21 protein-coding genes are annotated in these 18,115 nt (G+C 64.4%); 18 read left to right on the top strand and 3 right to left on the bottom strand.

Features of this window, described 5'->3' with window-relative positions; genetic code table 11:
• Nucleotides 1–88: 88 nt before the first annotated feature.
• Nucleotides 89–385 carry a twin-arginine translocation signal domain-containing protein gene (locus LG047_RS10195; RefSeq protein ID WP_227966532.1) on the bottom strand — a complete coding sequence of 99 codons (297 nt, stop codon included), beginning with the start codon at nt 383–385 and terminating at the stop codon, nt 89–91.
• A 138-nt stretch (nt 386–523) separates the two neighbouring features.
• On the opposite strand from LG047_RS10195, the gene LG047_RS10190 reads away from it, so the two are divergent.
• The 13 genes from LG047_RS10190 to xth all read left to right on the top strand — a co-directional run bounded on the left by LG047_RS10190 (nt 524) and on the right by xth (nt 11,090).
• Nucleotides 524–904: a helix-turn-helix transcriptional regulator gene (locus LG047_RS10190; protein ID WP_036284408.1), complete on the top strand. Its 381-nt coding sequence runs from the start codon at nt 524–526 to the stop codon at nt 902–904.
• A complete protein-coding gene (locus LG047_RS10185; protein ID WP_036284405.1) occupies nt 901–1,101 on the top strand; it encodes a DUF2892 domain-containing protein in 201 nt (66 codons plus the stop codon). The genes LG047_RS10190 and LG047_RS10185 overlap by 4 nt, the downstream gene beginning before the upstream one ends.
• A 15-nt stretch (nt 1,102–1,116) precedes the next feature.
• Nucleotides 1,117–2,547, top strand: coding sequence for a TolC family outer membrane protein (locus tag LG047_RS10180; RefSeq protein WP_227966531.1), 1,431 nt, complete (start codon nt 1,117–1,119; stop codon nt 2,545–2,547).
• 66 nt (nt 2,548–2,613) lie between these two features.
• Nucleotides 2,614–3,282, top strand: coding sequence for a Crp/Fnr family transcriptional regulator (locus LG047_RS10175; protein ID WP_036284399.1), 669 nt, complete (start codon nt 2,614–2,616; stop codon nt 3,280–3,282).
• An 81-nt stretch (nt 3,283–3,363) separates the two neighbouring features.
• Nucleotides 3,364–4,644 carry an NAD(P)/FAD-dependent oxidoreductase gene (locus LG047_RS10170; protein WP_036284395.1) on the top strand — a complete coding sequence of 427 codons (1,281 nt, stop codon included), beginning with the start codon at nt 3,364–3,366 and terminating at the stop codon, nt 4,642–4,644.
• A 43-nt stretch (nt 4,645–4,687) separates the two neighbouring features.
• Nucleotides 4,688–4,852: a cytochrome oxidase putative small subunit CydP gene (gene cydP, locus LG047_RS10165; RefSeq protein WP_036284393.1), complete on the top strand. Its 165-nt coding sequence runs from the start codon at nt 4,688–4,690 to the stop codon at nt 4,850–4,852.
• Between the two features lie 15 nt (nt 4,853–4,867).
• Nucleotides 4,868–6,445, top strand: a complete 1,578-nt coding sequence (locus LG047_RS10160; RefSeq protein ID WP_227966530.1) for a cytochrome ubiquinol oxidase subunit I — start codon at nt 4,868–4,870, stop codon at nt 6,443–6,445.
• A 15-nt stretch (nt 6,446–6,460) separates the two neighbouring features.
• Nucleotides 6,461–7,600, top strand: a complete 1,140-nt coding sequence (gene cydB / locus LG047_RS10155; RefSeq protein WP_227966529.1) for a cytochrome d ubiquinol oxidase subunit II — start codon at nt 6,461–6,463, stop codon at nt 7,598–7,600.
• An 18-nt stretch (nt 7,601–7,618) separates the two neighbouring features.
• Complete coding sequence (gene cydX / locus LG047_RS10150; protein ID WP_036284386.1) at nt 7,619–7,732, top strand: cytochrome bd-I oxidase subunit CydX; 114 nt, start codon at nt 7,619–7,621, stop codon at nt 7,730–7,732.
• Nucleotides 7,733–7,829: 97 nt separating this feature from the next.
• On the top strand, nt 7,830–8,015 hold the full coding sequence (locus LG047_RS10145) for a DUF2892 domain-containing protein (protein ID WP_036284383.1): 186 nt from the start codon (nt 7,830–7,832) through the stop codon (nt 8,013–8,015).
• 41 nt (nt 8,016–8,056) lie between these two features.
• Complete coding sequence (locus LG047_RS10140) at nt 8,057–9,682, top strand: sulfite exporter TauE/SafE family protein (protein WP_227966528.1); 1,626 nt, start codon at nt 8,057–8,059, stop codon at nt 9,680–9,682.
• A gap of 65 nt (nt 9,683–9,747) precedes the next feature.
• A complete protein-coding gene (locus LG047_RS10135; protein ID WP_227966527.1) occupies nt 9,748–10,272 on the top strand; it encodes a hypothetical protein in 525 nt (174 codons plus the stop codon).
• Nucleotides 10,273–10,304: 32 nt separating this feature from the next.
• Nucleotides 10,305–11,090: an exodeoxyribonuclease III gene (gene xth, locus LG047_RS10130; RefSeq protein WP_036288438.1), complete on the top strand. Its 786-nt coding sequence runs from the start codon at nt 10,305–10,307 to the stop codon at nt 11,088–11,090.
• Here xth and LG047_RS10125 read toward each other — a convergent pair.
• Entirely contained in the window at nt 11,068–11,910 is an 843-nt protein-coding gene (locus LG047_RS10125) for a sulfite exporter TauE/SafE family protein (RefSeq protein ID WP_051134265.1), read from the bottom strand. The genes xth and LG047_RS10125 overlap by 23 nt on opposite strands.
• Nucleotides 11,911–12,001: 91 nt before the next feature.
• Between LG047_RS10125 and LG047_RS10120 the strand changes: the two genes are divergently transcribed.
• On the top strand, nt 12,002–12,886 hold the full coding sequence (locus tag LG047_RS10120; RefSeq protein WP_227966526.1) for an MBL fold metallo-hydrolase: 885 nt from the start codon (nt 12,002–12,004) through the stop codon (nt 12,884–12,886).
• A 33-nt stretch (nt 12,887–12,919) separates the two neighbouring features.
• Here LG047_RS10120 and LG047_RS10115 read toward each other — a convergent pair whose 3' ends face one another.
• Nucleotides 12,920–13,810, bottom strand: a complete 891-nt coding sequence (locus LG047_RS10115) for a tetratricopeptide repeat protein (protein ID WP_227966525.1) — start codon at nt 13,808–13,810, stop codon at nt 12,920–12,922.
• Between the two features lie 460 nt (nt 13,811–14,270).
• On the opposite strand from LG047_RS10115, the gene LG047_RS10110 reads away from it, so the two are divergent.
• From LG047_RS10110 to LG047_RS10095, 4 genes are all read left to right on the top strand, one after another.
• On the top strand, nt 14,271–14,648 hold the full coding sequence (locus LG047_RS10110; RefSeq protein ID WP_227966524.1) for a cytochrome c: 378 nt from the start codon (nt 14,271–14,273) through the stop codon (nt 14,646–14,648).
• A 56-nt stretch (nt 14,649–14,704) separates the two neighbouring features.
• Nucleotides 14,705–15,337 (top strand): 7-carboxy-7-deazaguanine synthase, encoded by a 633-nt coding sequence (gene queE / locus LG047_RS10105; protein WP_227966523.1) that lies wholly within the window; start codon nt 14,705–14,707, stop codon nt 15,335–15,337.
• A 114-nt stretch (nt 15,338–15,451) separates the two neighbouring features.
• A complete protein-coding gene (locus LG047_RS10100; protein ID WP_036284375.1) occupies nt 15,452–15,826 on the top strand; it encodes a 6-carboxytetrahydropterin synthase in 375 nt (124 codons plus the stop codon).
• A 146-nt stretch (nt 15,827–15,972) separates the two neighbouring features.
• Nucleotides 15,973–17,934, top strand: a complete 1,962-nt coding sequence (locus LG047_RS10095; RefSeq protein ID WP_227966522.1) for an acyl CoA:acetate/3-ketoacid CoA transferase — start codon at nt 15,973–15,975, stop codon at nt 17,932–17,934.
• Nucleotides 17,935–18,115: the final 181 nt, after the last annotated feature.

Raw genomic sequence — 18,115 nt, 5'->3', positions numbered from 1 at the left:
CGGACGACGCGAGTCCGATTTTCGTCCATCGGGCGTCAGTGGATATGAATCCATCCATAGACAGGACCCGCGCCGCGACTTCTGCGCCTCAACCCCAGAGATTACACCAGCCGCGCGCGCTCACGGGGCCGCGAACCACCCCGCATCCCGACGGCGGCTCGAACCAGGAGCAGTTGGCGCAACGCTGGCGCCCGTTGGGCGATCCACGATAGGCTGCGGCCGCCTGGCTCGATTTCGCCCGCGCCGGTCCCGCGCCGAACAATGCGCCGACCGCGCCGACTCCCGCGGCGGCGGCCAGAAGCTTCAGCAGGTTGCGCCGGCCGCGCGCGGGTTCACGATCACATCCACACATGGCGTCCTCCCCGAATTTCACCCCAGAATTCATTAGGGTTTCGCTTAAATTCGATTTTCGTAATATAACATCACGGCCAAGCCTCGAAATGCGACAAATCGATCCATCGATTTTCGCTGTGTCGACAAAGCCCGCTTGACTTTTATATTCGCAAAACGTAATTTAGCAGTCATGAATGTAAATCCGGTCGAACTCGCGCCGAGAGCCGCGGAAGCCGAAAGTTTCCTGAAGGCGCTCGCCAATCGCCACCGGCTGATGGTCCTGTGCGAATTGCACAAGGGCGAACAGTCGGTGACGAAGCTGCAGGAAGCGATTGGCCTGAGCCAATCGTCTCTTTCGCAGCATCTCGCGCGGCTGAGAGCGGATGATCTCGTTAAAACGCGCCGGTCGTCACAGACGATCTATTATTCTCTGGCCAACGCAAACGTCTCGCGGGTCATTGGCCTGCTTTACGAATTGTTCTGCGCGGAGCAATGTGGGGTCGCCCCTCCTGCGCCGAAAGCCGGAGCCCGGAAAACGGCTGGCGCCAAGATCAAGGATCGTGTCCGATGAGCATAGATCGCGTGGTCATGGCCTTTGCCGGAACAATGGTGCTGACGAGCCTTGCGCTCGCACATTTCTTCTCCGATTGGTGGCTGCTGCTCGCCGCCTTCGTCGGCGTGAATCTCCTGCAGGCGGCTTTCACGGGCTTTTGTCCGCTGGCGATGATGCTCAGGCGTTTCGGCGTCAAGCCCGGCGCGGCCTTCTGATCTCGTCTCGCGGAAATGCCTGCGTCCCCGCCAGCGTCGCTTCGCTCGATCGTTCTCGCGCTCGCCTTTTCGGGCGCGAGCATTTGTCCTGCGTTTGCGGAGAGCCTTCTCTCCGCTCTGGCGCGGGCCTATGACGGCAATCCGGATCTGAACCAGAGCCGCGCCAGCGTCCGGGTGCGGGACGAGGACGCGCCCAAGGCGCTCGCGGGGCTTCGGCCGAAGGCCAGCATCACCGCCTCGGCAGGGCCGCAGCATGCGCGGATCAAGATCCCCTTCGGCGCCGACAATCAGCAGGCGGGGGCCTCCGGCGGCGGCAATTTCAGCGACGTCTACACCGGCTATCCGCGCGGCGCGACGCTGAATGTCTCGCAGACCGTCTTCGACGGCGGCCGCACGGAAAATTCGGTGCGGCAGGCGGAGTCCGGCGTCTTCGCTGCGCGCGCGACCATGCGGCTCACCGAGCAGGCGATCCTTCAGAACGGCGCCACGGCATACATGAACGTGCTGCGCGACACGGCGGTTCTGGCGCTGCGCAAGAGCAATATCGCGGTGCTCGAGGAGCAGCTGAAGCAGACCCGCGACCGCTTCCAGGTGGGGGAGGTCACGCGCACCGACGTGGCGCAGGCGGAGGCTTCGCTCGCGCAGGCGCGTTCGGAGTTTTACGGGGCGCAGGCGCTGCTGAAGACGAGCGTCGCCAATTATCGCCAGATAATCGGCAATGAGCCGAAGAATCTGGAGCCCGGCCGCTCGCTGGAGCCGCTGTTGCCGAAGTCGCTCAACGACGCCATCACCATCGCGCTCGCCGAACATCCGGGCGTGGCGGCGGCGCTGCATCAGGTGGATGTGGCGGAGCTCGCGGTGAAGGTGGCGGAGGGGGCGCTGGCGCCGTCGCTGTCGGTGAACGCGCAGCTGTCGAACCAGTATGATTCGTTTCTTGGCCTGCCGGGATCGCGGCAGTTCTCGGCCGCGGCGAGCGGGCAATTGAACATCCCGCTCTATCAGGGCGGGGCCGAATACGCCTCGATCCGTCAGGCGAAGGAGCAGCTGGGCCAGGCGCGGCTCAACGCCGATCTGCAGCGCGACAGCGTGCGGGCGAGCGTGGTGTCGAGCTATGGCCTGCTGGAGACGGCGAAGGCGTCGATCATCTCGGGACAGGCGGCGGTGAAGGCGGCGGAGACGGCGCTCGCCGGCGTGCGCGAGGAGGCGAAGGTCGGGCAGCGGACGACGCTAGACGTGCTGAACGCGCAGCAGGCGTTGCTGAACGCGCGGGTGCAGCTGGTGACGTCGCAGCGCGACCGGGTGGTGGCGTCCTATGCGGCGCTGGGCGCGATCGGCAGATTGTCGGCGCGCGAGCTCAATCTCAACGTCGCGCTCTACGACCCCGGCGTCCATTTCGAGCAGGTCAAGACAAAATGGTTCGGAACCCAGACCCCGGACGGGCGGTAGAAAATCAGGCAACGAAGAGTCTCCATCCGGCGAAGGCTGCGTGAGGCTCGCGACGAAAGGCTGAACATGCCATCGGACTGGATCGACGAAGTTCCTTCCCTGCGCGCGCTCGACGACGCGACGAAGGCGATGCTGCGCGACGCCGCCATCCGCAAACAGATTCCGCGCGGCGCCGTTCTTTTCCGACCCGGCGATCAATGTGTGCAGTTTCCGCTCGTCGTGTCGGGAACTGTCCGCATTCAGCGCGTGACCGAGTCTGGCCGCGAAATCGTGCTCTATCGCGTCGGCGCGAACGAAACCTGCATTCTCACGACGGCGTCGCTCATTTCGGACGACGCTTATGCCGCAGAGGGCGTCGCCGAAACGGACGTCGTCGCCTATATCGTTCCCGCGGATCGTTTTACCGGTCTGATGAACGCGTCCTCCGCCTTTCGCGCGCTGGTCTTCGACGGTTATGGCAAGCGCATCGCGACGCTGATGTCCCGCATCGAGGAGATCGTTTGCACGCGCATCAATGTGCGCCTTGCCGAGCGCCTCCTCGCGTTACGCGACAATGACAATCGCATAAATGTCACGCAGCAGTCGCTCGCCGCCGATCTCGGCACGGCGCGCGAAGTCGTCGGACGCACGCTGAAAATTTTCGAACGATCGGGATGGGTCAAACTGTCGCGCGGCGGCGCGGAAATCATGGACGTCAATGCTTTGCGCGCGCTTTGTGACGACGAGCGTGACTAAGTCGCTGAAGAATTCAATTCAACTAGGCATGTCAAATACACGTCTCGGCTCGCGCCGGCGGGCGTGGGGAGGAAAGAGAAAATGGCTCACGTAGTTATTCTTGGCGCCGGCATCGGCGGCGTCGCTGCGGCGATCGAAGTGCGCGATGAATTGAAGAAGGCGCATCAGGTCACCGTCATCTCCGATATTCCGAATTTCCAGTTCACGCCGTCGAACCCGTGGCTCGCGGTGAACTGGCGGAAGCCCGACGAGTTGAAGGTGCCGCTCGAACCGGTCTTTCGAAAGAAGAACATCGGCTTCACGTCCATCGGCGCGAAGCGCCTGCATCCCGACGAGAATCGCGTCGAACTGAATAATGGCGAGAGCGTCTCCTACGATTATCTCGTCATCGCGACCGGTCCGAAACTCGCGTTCGAGGAAATTCCCGGCCTCGGCCCGCACGGCGGCCACACGCATTCGATCTGCACGCTGCAGCACGCCGAGATCGCCTCGAAGGCCTGGGACGACTTCTGCAAGGATCCCGGCCCCATCGTCATCGGCGCCGCGCCCGCCGTGTCCTGCTTCGGTCCGGCATATGAATATGCGATGATCGTCTCGACCGATTTGCGTCGCCGCGGCATCCGCCACAAGGTGCCGATGACCTTCGTGACGTCCGAACCCTATATTGGCCATCTCGGTCTGGGCGGCGTCGGCGACACCAAGGGCATGCTGGAATCGGCGTTCCGCGACCGCGACATCAAATGGATCACCAACGCGAAGACGACGTCGATCGAGCCGGGCCTGCTCAAATGTCAGGAACTCAACGACGATGGCTCGGTGAAGAAGGAGCACGAGGTTCCGTTCAAGTTCGCGATGATGATGCCGGCTTTTACGGGCATCGAGGCGCTGAAGGGAATCGAGGGCCTCGTCAATCCGCGCGGCTTCGTCATCATCGACAAGCACCAGCGTAATCCAAGATACCCGAATATCTTCAGCGTCGGCGTCTGCGTCGCCATTCCGCCGGCGGAAGCGACGCCGGTCGCGACCGGCATGCCGAAGACCGGCTATATGATCGAATCGATGGTGACGGCCACCGCGCACAACATCGCCGCGGTCATCGACGGCAAGGAGCCGAAAGAGGAAGGCACCTGGAACGCGGTTTGCCTTGCAGATTTCGGCGACAGGGGCGTGGCTTTCGTCGCGCAGCCGCAAATTCCGCCGCGCAATGTCAACTGGTCGAGCGAGGGCCGGTGGGTGCATCTGGCGAAGATCGCCTATGAAAAATATTTCCTGCGCAAGGTGCGCAAGGGACAGAGCGAACCAGTCTATGAGCGCTACATCATGAAGCTGCTCGGCATCGAACGGTTGCGCCGCATACTGTAATCTGGCGACCCCGCGGGGCCGCCGCCCAGAGAGGACCGCGGATATGACGCTTACTCCGCTGGGGCGCGAGCTTACGCTCGCGCTCCTCTTCAAGATCGTCGCGATATTTGCGCTTTATGCGCTGTTCTTCAGCCCCTCACATCGCGTGAAGGTGACGCCGGCGGACATGACGGCGGCGCTGGCCGATCGCGCGCCCGCATCCAGGTAAAGCAGGACAGAAGAAATGTTCGATCTCGACGTCGTCACGCTCTCGCGCCTGCAATTCGCGCTGACAGCGCTTTATCATTTCCTCTTCGTGCCGCTGACGCTGGGCCTCGCGCTCCTGCTCGCGATCATGGAGAGCGTCTATGTGATGACGGGACGCGAAGTCTGGCGCGACGCGGTGAAATTCTGGGGAACGCTTTTCGGCATCAATTTCGTGATGGGCGTCGCGACGGGCGTGACGATGGAATTCCAGTTTGGAACGAACTGGGCCTATTACTCGCATTACGTTGGCGACATCTTCGGCGCGCCGCTCGCCATCGAAGGGCTGATGGCCTTCTTTCTGGAGGCGACGTTCGTCGGCCTGTTCTTCTTCGGCTGGAATCGTCTGACCAAGGTGCAGCATCTCGTCGTCACCTGGCTCGTGGCGCTCGGCTCCAATTTCTCGGCGCTGTGGATTCTCGTAGCCAACGCCTGGATGTCCAATCCCGTCGGCGCGAAATTCAATCCGCAGACCATGCGCATGGAGCTTTCGTCTTTCTCGGAAGTGCTCTTCAATCCCGTCGCGCAGTCGAAATTCGTGCACACGGTCAGCGCCGGCTATGTCACGGGCGCGATGTTCGTCATGTCGATCGGCGCCTATTACATCCTGCGCGGACGCCATCGCGACATAGCGCGCCGTTCGCTGACGGTCGCCGCGAGCTTCGGCCTCGCTTCGGCGTTGTCGGTCGTCGTGCTCGGCGATGAAAGCGGCTACACTGCCGGCGAAAACCAGAAGATGAAGATCGCCGCGATCGAGGCGATGTGGGAGACCGAGCCGGCGCCGGCGTCCTTCACGCTCTTCGGCTTCCCCGACCTCAAGAGCGAGACGACGAAATATGAGGTGACGATCCCCTATGTCCTCGGCCTCATCGCGACGCGCTCGCTCGATACGCCGGTCGAGGGCATCAAGCCGCTCGTCGCCAACGCCGAGAAGCGCATTCGCAATGGCCTGCCGGGCTATACGTGGATGGTCGCGCTGGGCGGAACCGCCAATGCCGAGGTTCCCGCCGACCTCGAAGATTCGATGCGGGACGTGGGCTATTCGCTGCTGCTGAAACGCATCAGGCCGGACATCGAAAACGCCACCGACGAAGAGATCAGGCAGGCGGCGATGTCCACTATTCCCGACGTGCCGGTGCTCTTCTGGTCGTTCCGCATCATGGTCGCGCTGGGCTTCTATTTCATCGCCCTCTTCGGGACCGCCTTTTACCTGTCGAGCCGTCGCCGTTGCGGAAGGCCGTGGTTCCTGCGCCTGACGATGCTCAGCCTGCCGCTGCCGTGGATCGCGGCCGAGCTCGGCTGGATCGTCGCCGAATATGGCCGCCAGCCCTGGATCATCGACGGAATCATGCCGACCTTCCTCGGCGTGTCCAATGTTCCCGCTTCGAATGTCGCGGCGAGTCTCGCGGCCTTCGTGATCTTCTACACCGCGCTGGCCGTGGTCGATGTGACGCTGATCGTCAAATATGTGCGCATCGGACCGCGTCCGCAGCCGGATGAGGGGGCGAAAGCCGGCCCGCTGCCGGTCCCCCAGCCCGCCTATGACGCCTCGCGCTGAAGGGAGCTCGGAGAGATGCTCGATTATATGACTCTGCGCCTCATCTGGTGGGCGATCCTCGGCGTGCTGCTCGTCGGCTTCGCCGTCATGGACGGATTCGATCTCGGCGTCGCGATCCTGCATCCTTTCGTCGCGAGGAACGACACGCAGCGACGTGTGATTCTCAATACGATCGGCCCGGTCTGGGAAGGCAATCAGGTGTGGTTCATCCTGGGCGGGGGCGCGATCTTCGCCGCCTGGCCGCCGCTCTACGCCACCTCCTTCTCCGGCTTTTATCTGGCGATGCTGCTGGTGCTGCTCGGCCTGATCCTGCGGCCGGTCGCGATCACCTTTCGCAGCAAGGGAGAGTCGGCCCGCTGGCGCAACGCCTGGGACTGGCTGTTCTTCATCTCCGGCTTTCTCCCGTCGCTCCTCTTCGGCGTCGCCTTCGGCAATGTGCTGCTCGGCGTGCCCTTCCACTTCGACCAGTCGCTGCGCGTCGCCTATGAGGGCGGCCTCATCGGGCTGCTTCGGCCCTTCGCGCTGCTTTGCGGCCTCGTCAGCCTGACGATGATCGTGATGCAGGGGGCGGCCTATCTCGCCCGCAAGACCGAGGGCGAGGTCGCGGCCCGCGCGCGCCGCATCGGCGCGGTGGCGGCGCTGGCGCTGGCTCTGCTTTTCACGGCCGCGGGTCTGTGGGTGGCGCTCGGCGTCGACGGCTACCGCATCACGTCGGAGATCGATCCGTCCGGGCCGTCGAATCCGCTGCTCAAGACGGTGACGACCGGCGCGGGCGGCTGGCTATACAATTACGCCGCCTTCAAATGGCCGGCGGCCGCGCCCGCGCTCGCCTATCTCGGCGCGCTCGTCGCGGCGGTGGCGCTGGCGGTCGGCGCGCGGACAGTCGCCCTGTTCGCCTCCAGCCTGTCGGTCGCGGGCGTCGTGACGACGGCCGGCTTCAGCATGTTTCCCTTCCTGCTGCCGTCGTCCTCCCATCCCGATCACAGCCTGACGGTGTGGGACGCCTCGTCCAGCCAGACGACGCTGGGACTCATGCTCGCCGCGGTCGTGTTCTTTCTGCCGATCATCCTCGTCTACACGTCGTGGGTCTATTACGTGCTGCGCGGGCCGGTCACGGAGAGCGCGATAGAGGCCGGCGACGACTTTCATTACTGAGCGCGGAGAAAAGGTCGCATGTGGTATTTTTCCTGGATCCTGGGCCTTGGCCTCGCCTGCGCCTTCGCCATCCTCAACGCCATGTGGCTCGAACTCGACGAAGAAGACGGCAAGGACGGCCGCGAACAATAAGGCGCGGCGCTTCGCCGCGCCTCCTGGGCGACAAAGTCGCTGAGCGGGAACCTGCGCGGCCCTATCTTAAGGGCGTCGAATTTGAAGGAGTGACGCCATGGAAGCGAATATCGGCAAGACCGACAAGATGATCCGCATCGCCGCGGGTCTCCTCCTGCTCAGTCTCGTTTTCGTCGGACCGAAGACGATGTGGGGTCTCATCGGCATTGTGCCGCTGGCGACGGCCTTCATCAATTTCTGCCCGGCCTATCGTCTGCTCGGCGTCAATACGCTCGGCAAATAGGTACGCGCCGACATGAGAACGGCGCCGGCGGCGAGGCGTTGGTGAGCGAAATAACCGTCACATTCCGCGCGCACGGCATGCATTGCCACGGCTGCGAGCGCGTCATCGAGATCGGGCTGCGCAAGCTTGCCGGCGTGAGGACCGTCAAGGCGAGCTATCCGACCGAGACCGTCGTCGTCGACTATGATCCACAGGCGACGACGTTCAAGGCGATCCGGGCCTGCGTCGAACAGAACGGCTATCGCGTCGAACTCGGCGAGGCGCGGACGCCGCCCGTTTGGCGGCGGCTCGCCGTCGTCGTCGGGGCGCTGGCGGCGCTCGCGGCGCTCATCTATATCGACACGCAATGGATCAGCGCGGGCGGGACCCCCGACATTACGCAGCACATGAGCCTGTGGCTCATTTTCCTGCTGGGCCTCGTCACCGGATTCCACTGCATCGGCATGTGCGGCGCCTTCGTCGTGAGCTATACGGCGGCGGACGCCGCCGCCGGCCGTTCCTCGCTCATGTCCCATGTCGCCTTCGGGACGGGCAAGACGCTCTCCTATACGGCGATCGGCGCGCTTTTCGGCGGGCTCGGCGCCGTCATCGCCTTCACGCCCATGCTGCGCGGCGTCGCGGGAATTGCGGCGGGCGCCTTTCTCATCATTTTCGGCCTCAACATGCTGGGCCTTTTCGCGCCGCTGCGCCGGTTCCGTCTCGGGCTGCCGGCGCCGCTGGAGAACTGGGTCTATCGGGAGGCGAGCGGGCGACATCAGCCTTTCGTCATCGGCCTGCTCAATGGATTGATGATCGCCTGCGGGCCGTTGCAGGCGATGTATGTGATGGCGGCCGGCACGGGCAGTCCGGTCGAGGGCGCGAAAATGCTCTTCGCCTTCGGCCTCGGCACGCTGCCCGTGATGCTCGCCTTCGGCGTCATCGCCTCGATGCTGTCGAGCGCGCTGACGCACCGGCTGCTGAAGGCCTCGGGCATGATCGTCGTTGCGCTCGGCGCGGTGATGATCAATCGCGGGATCATCCTTACCGGGACGGGTTACGACCTCGGCTCCCTGCTGGCGCGGATGCGTCAGAGCGCGCCCGTTTCCGTCCCGGAGCAGAAGGTTCCGGCGGTCCAGACGATCGAGATGGAGGCGAACCGTTTCGGCTACGAGCCTAAGCGTTTCACGCTCATTCGCGGCGTCCCGGTGAAATGGGTGATCAACGCCGCCGAGCTCACGAGCTGCAACAATCGCATCATCGTCCCTTCGCTGAAGCTCGAGTTCGATCTCAAGCCCGGCCTGCAGACCATCGAATTCACCCCGAAGGAAACGGGCGTGATTCCATGGAGCTGCTGGATGGGAATGATCCGCGGCGAGTTCGAGGTGGTGGAGGCCGGCGAGGCGCCGAAGGCGACGCCCCCCGAGCCGCAGGCGGCCCCCCCGGCCGCCGGCCCGCCGGTCCAGGTCGCGCCGGTCCAAGTCGCGCCAGTCGAAGTCGCGCCGCCGGCGCCCCCTCTCGCGCCGGAAAAAACCTACGCGGTCCAGCGCGGCGACACGCTCGAACGGATCGCGAAGAAGCTTTACGGCGACGCGAAACGCTGGCGCGACATCGCCGCCGTCAATCCGGGCCTTCGCAAGGGCAGGCTGCGCCCGGGACAGATCTTGAAACTGCCGGAGACAAAGCCGTGACGATTCGCCGTCGCGAAAAATCCGGCGCACGGCGTTAGGCTCGATCGTTTTTCGAGGAGGAACTGATGATGCGCAGCAAAACCATCTTGGCCGCCGCCTGCGGTCTCTCGCTTTTCGCCGCCGCCGCCATCGCGCAGGACAGCGACCATCACGAACACATGCAGATGTCGCCGAAGATGAAGGATGCGCGCATCGAGGTCGACGTTCCCGGCCCCATGAAGGCGAAGATGCTTGCCAACATGCGCGGGCATCAGGAGGCGGTGGCGGAAATTCTCGCCGCGCTCTCGAAGGGCGACGGCGCGGCGGCCGCGAAGATCGCGCAGACGCGGCTCGGCGCCGGCTCGCCGGGCTCCGCCGCCTGCAAGCCCAATGCGAAATCGGGCGAACTGGGCGACATGCCGGCGATGATGGCCAAGCACATGCCCGACGAAATGCGCGCGCTCGGCATGACGATGCATCAGCAGGCCGACAAATTCGCGGAGGAGGCGGCCAAGGTCAAACAGGGCGGCGACCTGCGTCCGGCGCTTGCCGAGCTGTCGCAAGTCGTGCAAGCCTGCAACGCCTGTCACGCCGCCTATCGGCTGGATTAACGGAGCCGATGGCTCCGCGCGGGAGCCAAGAATTGCGCGTCGCCACCTGGAATGTGAACTCGGTCCGGCAGCGGCTTTCGCCGCTGCTCGCTTTCCTGAAGGAAACCGCGCCGGATATTCTCTGCCTGCAGGAGCTGAAATGCGAGGACCACGCCTTTCCGCGGTCCGAGATCGAGGACGCGGGATATAATGTCGTCGTCCACGGCCAGAAGACGTTCAACGGCGTCGCGATTCTCTCTAACCGCCCGATCGAGGAAACGACCATCGGCCTGCCGGGCTTCGACGGCGAGGCGCAGTCCCGCTATGTAGAGGCGGTGATTTCAGACGGCGCCGGCGGCGTCCTGCGCGTCGCGTCGATCTATGCGCCGAACGGCAATCCGCCCGACACGCCGAAATACACCTACAAGCTCGCCTTCATGGAGGCGCTGACCCGCCACGCCGCGGATCTGTTGCGGCTCGAGGAAGTCACGATTCTCGCCGGCGACTACAATGTCATCCCCGAAGCCCGCGACGTTCACGATCCGGCGGCCTGGATCGGGGATGCGCTGTTCATGCCGCAGAGCCGGGCGGCGCTGCAGCGGGTAATCAATCTGGGCTATACGGACGCGCTGCGCGCCGTCACGGACGAGCCGGGCCTTTACACTTTCTGGGACTATCAGGCGGGCGCCTGGCAGAAGAACCGCGGGCTGCGCATCGACCATCTGCTGCTCTCGCCCCGCGCCGCCGACCGGCTCGCGGGCGTCGAGATCCACAAGTCCATGCGCGCGGGCGAGAAGCCCTCGGACCATGTCGCGATCAGCGCGGAGCTGACGGCGTAGAGAGCCAGTCCTTCGCGAGTTCGAGAAGGCCGAGCGCCGCGGCGCTGCGCCAGAGCACATAGATCGCCACCGCGACGATGATCATCGCGAAGACCGCCGCCAGGGCGCCGCGCTGCGTCGAGAGGCGCCGCCCGGTCGCCGCGCCGATCATGCCGCCGATCACCCCGCCGCCGAGAATGCCGCCCGCGAGCGGCCAGTCGACGAGGCCCGAGAGCGCGTAATTGCCCGCGGTGGTGACGCCGAAGGCCGTGACCGAGACGAGCGACGATCCGATGGCGTAGAGAATCGGCATGTCGGAGGCGAGCATCAGGCCGGGCACGACGAGAAACCCGCCGCCGATGCCGAAAAAGCCGGAAAGCCCGCCGATGACGAGGCCAAGCGCCGCGAGGCGGGGGAAGTTGTCGCGGTTCAGCCGCACGGCGTGAAAACCCTCCCCGCCGCGACGCCGGAACATCACCGCGCCCACCACGAGCATCAGCAGGCCGAAGAGCGCAAGAAGCTTCTGGCCATCCAGCATCTTGCCGAGCGTCGAGCCGCCGAAGGCGCCGGCGACGCCGAAGAGCGCGAAGACGGAGGCGCAGCGCCATTTGATCGTGCCGGCGCGGGCGTGATTGCCGAGGCTCGCCAGCGCGTTCGCGGCGACGGCCACGGCGCTCGTGCCGATGGCGACATGCGGATCGCCGACGCCGACGAAATAGACGAGCAATGGCACGGCGAGGACCGAGCCGCCGCCCCCGACAAGGCCGAGGGAAAAACCGACGAAGACGCCAGAGAGCACGGCCGCGCCCAGTTGAAGAAGTTCGGGCGAAGCCAATGTCATGTCGATCTCCGGCGTTAATACATTAGATATTGCTTATTTAGATAAGTCTTATATATAGGGCAAGAGCAATCTGCAGACGGGAGGCCAGAACATGGCTCAGGCGGCGAATATCCAGGCCTTTTTCGACGAGCCCACCTTCACCATCACCTATCTCGTCTCCGACCCCGCAACGAAAAAGGCGGCGATCATCGACCCTGTGCTCGATTATGAGGCGGGCGGCGGCGTCGCCGATTCGCGCTCCATCGACGCCATCCTCGCCGCCGCGCGCGATCAGGGCCTGACGGTCGAATGGGTTCTGGAGACGCACGCCCACGCCGACCATCTCTCGGCCGCTCCGGTCGTGAAGGCGGCGACGGGCGCGAAAATCGGCATTGGCGAGAACATCACCGAGGTGCAGAAGATTTTCCGGCCCATCTTCGAGGCGGATGATCTGAAGCCGGATGGCGCCGATTTCGACCGGCTATTCGCCGATGGCGAGAAATTCCCGCTTGGCGAACTGGAGGTCGAGGTCCTGTTCACCCCCGGCCATACGCCCGCCGACATATCCTACAAGATCGGCGACGCGGTCTTCGTCGGCGACACGCTGTTCATGCCCGATTACGGGACCGCGCGGGCCGATTTCCCCGGCGGCGACGCCCGCGCGCTCTATCATTCGATCCGCCGCCTGCTGGCGTTGCCGCCGCAGACGAGGCTCTTCATGTGTCACGACTACAAGGCGCCCGGTCGCGACGTCTATCTCTGGGAGACGACCGTCGCCGAGGAGCGCGCGAAAAATGTGCAGATCAGGGACGGCGTGAGCGAAGAGGAATTCGTCGCCTCGCGCAAGGCGCGCGACCGCGAACTCGCGGCGCCCCGGCTGTTGCTGCCGTCAGTACAGGTCAATATTCGCGCCGGAAACTTCCCGCCCGCCAGCGCCGACGGCGTGCGGCGCCTGAAAATCCCGGTGAAATTCAGGGGATCGGCTGGCCGGCAATAACGCCGGCCAGTTCGAAGAAGGCGCAGGCGCGGCTCAGTTGCGCTCGCGCAGATAATCTTCGAGCATTGCGACCGCCGTCTTGCGGTCGGCCTCGCTCGCCGTGTCCAGCGCCTTGGCGTGGAGGTCCACGATCCACTGCTCGCTGGCCGAGCCGGAAACGGCGTCGCGCGCCAGCGTCAGATACATCAGGCCGCGCGGCCGCTGGGCCGCGCCGCCGGCTTCCCCGTTGAAGATCATTCGTCCGAGGATCGCCTGGGCCTGCGGATGTCCCTTGCGGGCGGCGAGCTCCATCCAGTTCACGCTCTGGCGCAGGTCCTTCTTTACCCCGACGCCGTCGAGATACATGCGGGCCAGCTGATATTGCGCGTCCGCGTTGCGGAAATAGGTCGCCGCATAGCGGAAGAGCTCGAAGGCGCGGTCGAGATCGGGCTCGATCTTCGCGGCCGAGACGCCGTCGCGCAGATACAGCCCGACGGCCACGAAAGCGTTCGCCGCCATGGAGCGTTCGCGCGGATCCGGCTCGTCATCGGCGAAATGCTCGATGATCTTCGAGAAATAGTCGTAGGCCTTGGCGTCGTCGCGCGTCACGCCGTCGCCTTCGGCGTACATGCGGCCGAGCTTCCATTGCGCGAGCGGCTCGCCGCCGTCGGCGGCGTAGCTCAGGGCCGTGACCGAGGTCGCCGGGTCGCCGGCGTGATAGCTCTCTATGCCGGCGCGCAGGGCCGCGCGCGGGTCCTTGAACATGGGCAGCGGCGTCCTCTCGGGCGCCGAGCGCGCAGCCGGGGCGTCGAGGGCCGGAGCCGGATCGACGAAGGCGGTCACAAGCATGCCGAGACTTGCGGCGAAGAGGCCGGCCGGGAGCGCGGCGCGCTTCAGTTTTTGCGATGCGGCGGAAAAAACGTTTCTTTTCGCAGACCCGACCATAACCGATCCGACTTTCTCAACCCAAAACCGCCGTGAACCGGCGCCCACGCCCGAACCGAATGCCGAAACTCGACCACCATCCTCGCGCGCAGCGGAGAAACGGTTTCTCTTCCCCGGAGCGGGAACGCTGCCGGCGATTGTCTCCGCGTCTTGGATGAGCAAGTGACCAGATGACCTTAGCGCAGCTTTTATGGCTGAAAAGGGGCTTTCAGGGCGGATTCGATCAGCCTGCTCTCAATGTTTTCTGGTGTTGCAAGGAAGGCACAATGAGTGTTGCGAAAATGCATCGATCCGAAAATTGAAACTATCGTGTTTACCAATTCATTTCATGCTGCGTCCGCGTAACGCGCCCACACGGGCTTCGCCGAGATTCTCTTGAAGCCCGACTTATGCTTTCATCGGCCGGCGCGCGGGAGGTCGAATCGACGTCGCATCCGCGGCCCCGGACAAGGAATGAGGAATGGCTTTCTTTAACCACGCGCTGACCGTCGTCTTTTTCACCAGCGCGATTCTCGGCGCGGCCGCGTCGCCGGCCCTGGCGGGCGACGCAAATCGCGGCGCTGTCATATCGAAGCGCTGGTGCTCCAGCTGTCATGTCGTCGTGAAGGACCAGACCGCCGCCAACGCCGACGCGCCTTCCTTCTTCGACATCGCCCGGCGGCGCGTCGACCGGAAGCAGCTCGCGAACTTCCTCATCGACCCGCATCCGCCGATGCCCGACATGCATCTCTCGCGCAAGGAGATCGACGACATCGTCACCTATATCCGCAGCCTCGACCCGCGGCCCCAGCCGGCCGAGCCGGACGGGAAGGACGAGGAGCTTCCGAAAAAGGGCTGAGATTCCGCTCGTCGCGCTGGACTCGGGGCCCGCCGAAGCGCTAGAGCGGCGGGCAAATGGCTTATTTCGTCAAGGAAGCTTTCAGGACGGTGCAGGGCGAGGGCGTCAACGCCGGCCGCGTCGCCGTCTTCTGCCGCTTCGCCGGCTGCAACCTCTGGAGCGGGCGCGAGGAGGATCGCGCCGAGGCCGCCTGCAATTTCTGCGACACTGAGTTTACCGGGGTCGACGGGGAAGGCGGGGGCAAATTCGCCGGCGCGCGAGAACTCGCCGACCACCTCGTGGCGATTTGGGGAGCGGACGACGAGGACCGCTTCATCGTGCTGACCGGCGGCGAGCCGATGCTGCAGGTCGACCCCGCGCTGGTCGACGCTCTCCACAACGAGGGCTTCGAGATCGCGATCGAAAGCAATGGCACGATTGCGGCCGCGCCGGGGATCGACTGGATCTGCGTCTCGCCCAAGGCGGGCGCGCCGATCGTCCAGACCAGCGGGAGCGAGCTGAAGCTCGTCTATCCGCAGCCCGGCGTCGATCCTGCGACATTCGAGCGGCTCGACTTTCGGCATTTTCTGCTGCAGCCCATGGACGGGCCGGAAATTGTGCGCAATACGAAGGCGGCGGTCGACTATTGCCTGGCGCATCCGCGCTGGCGCCTGTCGCTGCAGACGCACAAGATGATCGGGGTGAGGTAGAAGCCCCGGTTGACCGAAATCCATGGCGTTGGTTTAGGAGCGAAGCGACGCCGAGCTTATGCGAGGGGTCCGACGGCCGCGGCGTCCGCGGGCGGCGGGAAAGGATTAATCGACGTGGCGAGTTTCGAGGTTTATCGCGAGCTTTATTTCGAGGCGGCGCACGCGCTTTACGATCCGGAGGCCCCGGAGGGCGGCAAGTACCGCAATCTGCACGGTCACTCCTTCCGGCTGCGCGTGACGTTGCGCGGCGAGCGGAACGCTGGCGAGGAATGGGTGATGGACCTCGGCAAGCTCGGCCGACGCCTCGCGGAGCTGCGCGAAAGGCTCGATCACTCCTTCCTCAATGATCTTGAAGGGCTCGGCAAACCGACGCTCGAGAACCTTTGCGTCTATATCTGGCGCGATCTCGCGCCGTCGCTCCCGGGCCTTTACGAAGTGGGGCTGTTCCGCGACAGCTGCTTCGAGGGATGCGTCTATCGCGGCGACTAGATTTCGCATGCGGCGGATCGCCGCTATTGCGAAAGCGGAACGCGGTCTCTACGCTTGCGCCCGTCATTTGAGCACAGCATCCACCGGGGCGGCGACGCGACGGGCGCCCGCAAAAGAGAGTGGAGCGACGAGGGAATCCTAAGGACATGGCGAACAACAAGGTCATCAGCGCCGACGAGGCGATTGCGCTCATTCGCGACAACGACGTCGTGACCACCACGGGCTTCGTCCAGAGCTGTATCCCGGAGGCCCTGCACGCCGCGCTGGAGAAGCGCTACGTCGAGACCCAGCATCCCCGCGACCTGACCCTCATCATGACCGCCGGCGCCGGCGACTCCAAGGGCCTCGGCACCGGCCGCTTCCATCACGAGGGCCTTCTGCGCCGGGTCATCGCCGCCAATTTCGGACGCATGCCCAAGGTCGCCCAGGCGGCCCAGGAAGAAAAGATCTGCGGCTACAACCTGCCGCAGGGCGTCATCTCGCAGCTCTACCGCGCCTGCGCCTCGGGCCAGCCGGGCCTGTTCTCTAAGGTCGGCCTCTATACCTATGTCGACCCGCGCTTCGGCGGCGGCAAGGTGAACGAGCGCACCAAGGAGGATATGGTCAAATACCATAACATCCAGGGCGAGGAGTGGCTGTTCTACATCGCCACCAAGATCGACGTCGCCTTCATCCGCGGCACCTCGGCCGATCCTTCCGGCAATATCAGCATGGAGAAGGAGGCGCTCGTCCTCGACAATCTCGCCCAGGCCATGGCCGCCCACAACAATGGCGGCATCGTCATCGCCCAGGTCGAGCGCATCGTCGAACAGGGCTCGATCAAGCCCAAGGACGTGCATGTTCCGGGCGTTCTGGTGTCGGCCGTCGTCGTCGCCGATCCGCCGGAAATGCACCGCATGAACTATGGCGTGATCTACAATCCGGCGCTCGCGGGCGAAATCCGCGTCCCCGTCGAGAAGCTCGCCAAGATGCCGCTCGACGAGCGCAAGGTCATCGCGCGCCGCGCCGCCTTCGAGCTGCCGCCGAACGGCGTGGTGAACCTCGGCGTCGGCGCGCCGGAGGGCATCTCGGCCGTCGCCAATGAGGAAAAGGTCACGCCCTACATCACGCTGACGACGGAAGCCGGCGCCATCGGCGGCGTTCTCGCCTCGGGCTCCAGCTTCGGCGCCGCGACCAACGCCGACTGCATCATCCAGCAGAACCAGCAGTTCGACTTCTACGACGGCGGCGGCCTCGACATGACCTGCCTCGGCATGGCCGAGGCCGACGTGCAGGGCAACGTCAACACCTCGAAATTCGGCGGCCGCCTCAATGGCTGCGGCGGCTTCATCAACATCAGCCAGAACGCGCGCCTCGTCGTCTTCGCCGGCACTTTCACCAATGGCGGCCTGCGCGTCGAGATCGCAGACGGCAAGGTCAACATTGCGCAGGAAGGCCGCAACAAGAAGTTCCTGAACTTCGTCGAGCAGATCACCTTCTCCGGCAAGTTCGCCCAGAAGCGCAAGCAGCCGGTCTATTACGTGACCGAGCGTTGCGTGTTCCAGCTCAAGGACAAGGGTCTCGAACTGATCGAGGTCGCGCCGGGCATCGACATCGACAAGCACATCCTGCCGTTCATGGACTTCAAGCCGATCATCAACGACCCGCAGCCGATGGACAGGCGCATCTTCATCGACGAGCCGATGGGCCTCCTGAACGACCTGATCAATCTCAATCTCGATCAGCGCATCACCTACGACGCCGCGCGCAATATTCTCTTCCTCAATCTCGAGGGCTGGAACGCGCGCACGAAGAAGGACATCGACGAAATGCGCAACGCGCTCATCGCCGCCTGTCAGAAGGTGGGCAAGCGCGTCAATTCGGTCGTCAACCACGACGGCGCGCGGATCAACGAGGCGCTTTACGACGATTACGCCGAGATGATCGAATATCTGAGCCAGCACTATTATCTGACGACCACCCGTTATGCGACGAGCGCCTTCGCCCGAATGAAGATGAAAGAGGCGATGGCCAAGCGCGGCCTGCAGCCGCATGTCTTCGAGCGTCGCGAGGCGGCCGAGACCTTCCTGCAGGTCGTGGCCAATGAGGAAGAAAAGGCGTCGGTCTAAGCCGCGCCCTCGGGCCGGGCGTTTCGCGCGCCCGGCCTTTTTCGCGCCGCCGGCGTTTCACCGCTCATCCAAGCGGCCTGGCTTTGGGCGCGCTGATCTTCGACAGCCGCGCGACTGCCGCCAATATCCACGAATGCGTAAGCAGGGTCTTGGATCCCTGGCGCCCTGCGAAAGCAGGCCG

Origin of the sequence: Methylocystis sp. WRRC1 (assembly GCF_020733155.1) — a bacterium.
Classification (GTDB): Bacteria; Pseudomonadota; Alphaproteobacteria; order Rhizobiales; family Beijerinckiaceae; genus Methylocystis.
This window is presented reverse-complemented; position numbering and strand designations above follow the sequence as displayed.

Coding starts and splice junctions, on each gene's coding strand:
- LG047_RS10195 (WP_227966532.1), bottom strand. CDS start 385: ATGAATTCTGGGGTGAAATTCGGGGAGGACGCCATGTGTGGATGTGAT.
- LG047_RS10190 (WP_036284408.1), top strand. CDS start 524: ATGAATGTAAATCCGGTCGAACTCGCGCCGAGAGCCGCGGAAGCCGAA.
- LG047_RS10185 (WP_036284405.1), top strand. CDS start 901: ATGAGCATAGATCGCGTGGTCATGGCCTTTGCCGGAACAATGGTGCTG.
- LG047_RS10180 (WP_227966531.1), top strand. CDS start 1,117: ATGCCTGCGTCCCCGCCAGCGTCGCTTCGCTCGATCGTTCTCGCGCTC.
- LG047_RS10175 (WP_036284399.1), top strand. CDS start 2,614: ATGCCATCGGACTGGATCGACGAAGTTCCTTCCCTGCGCGCGCTCGAC.
- LG047_RS10170 (WP_036284395.1), top strand. CDS start 3,364: ATGGCTCACGTAGTTATTCTTGGCGCCGGCATCGGCGGCGTCGCTGCG.
- cydP (WP_036284393.1), top strand. CDS start 4,688: ATGACGCTTACTCCGCTGGGGCGCGAGCTTACGCTCGCGCTCCTCTTC.
- LG047_RS10160 (WP_227966530.1), top strand. CDS start 4,868: ATGTTCGATCTCGACGTCGTCACGCTCTCGCGCCTGCAATTCGCGCTG.
- cydB (WP_227966529.1), top strand. CDS start 6,461: ATGCTCGATTATATGACTCTGCGCCTCATCTGGTGGGCGATCCTCGGC.
- cydX (WP_036284386.1), top strand. CDS start 7,619: ATGTGGTATTTTTCCTGGATCCTGGGCCTTGGCCTCGCCTGCGCCTTC.
- LG047_RS10145 (WP_036284383.1), top strand. CDS start 7,830: ATGGAAGCGAATATCGGCAAGACCGACAAGATGATCCGCATCGCCGCG.
- LG047_RS10135 (WP_227966527.1), top strand. CDS start 9,748: ATGATGCGCAGCAAAACCATCTTGGCCGCCGCCTGCGGTCTCTCGCTT.
- LG047_RS10125 (WP_051134265.1), bottom strand. CDS start 11,910: ATGACATTGGCTTCGCCCGAACTTCTTCAACTGGGCGCGGCCGTGCTC.
- LG047_RS10120 (WP_227966526.1), top strand. CDS start 12,002: ATGGCTCAGGCGGCGAATATCCAGGCCTTTTTCGACGAGCCCACCTTC.
- LG047_RS10115 (WP_227966525.1), bottom strand. CDS start 13,810: ATGGTCGGGTCTGCGAAAAGAAACGTTTTTTCCGCCGCATCGCAAAAA.
- LG047_RS10110 (WP_227966524.1), top strand. CDS start 14,271: ATGGCTTTCTTTAACCACGCGCTGACCGTCGTCTTTTTCACCAGCGCG.
- queE (WP_227966523.1), top strand. CDS start 14,705: ATGGCTTATTTCGTCAAGGAAGCTTTCAGGACGGTGCAGGGCGAGGGC.
- LG047_RS10095 (WP_227966522.1), top strand. CDS start 15,973: ATGGCGAACAACAAGGTCATCAGCGCCGACGAGGCGATTGCGCTCATT.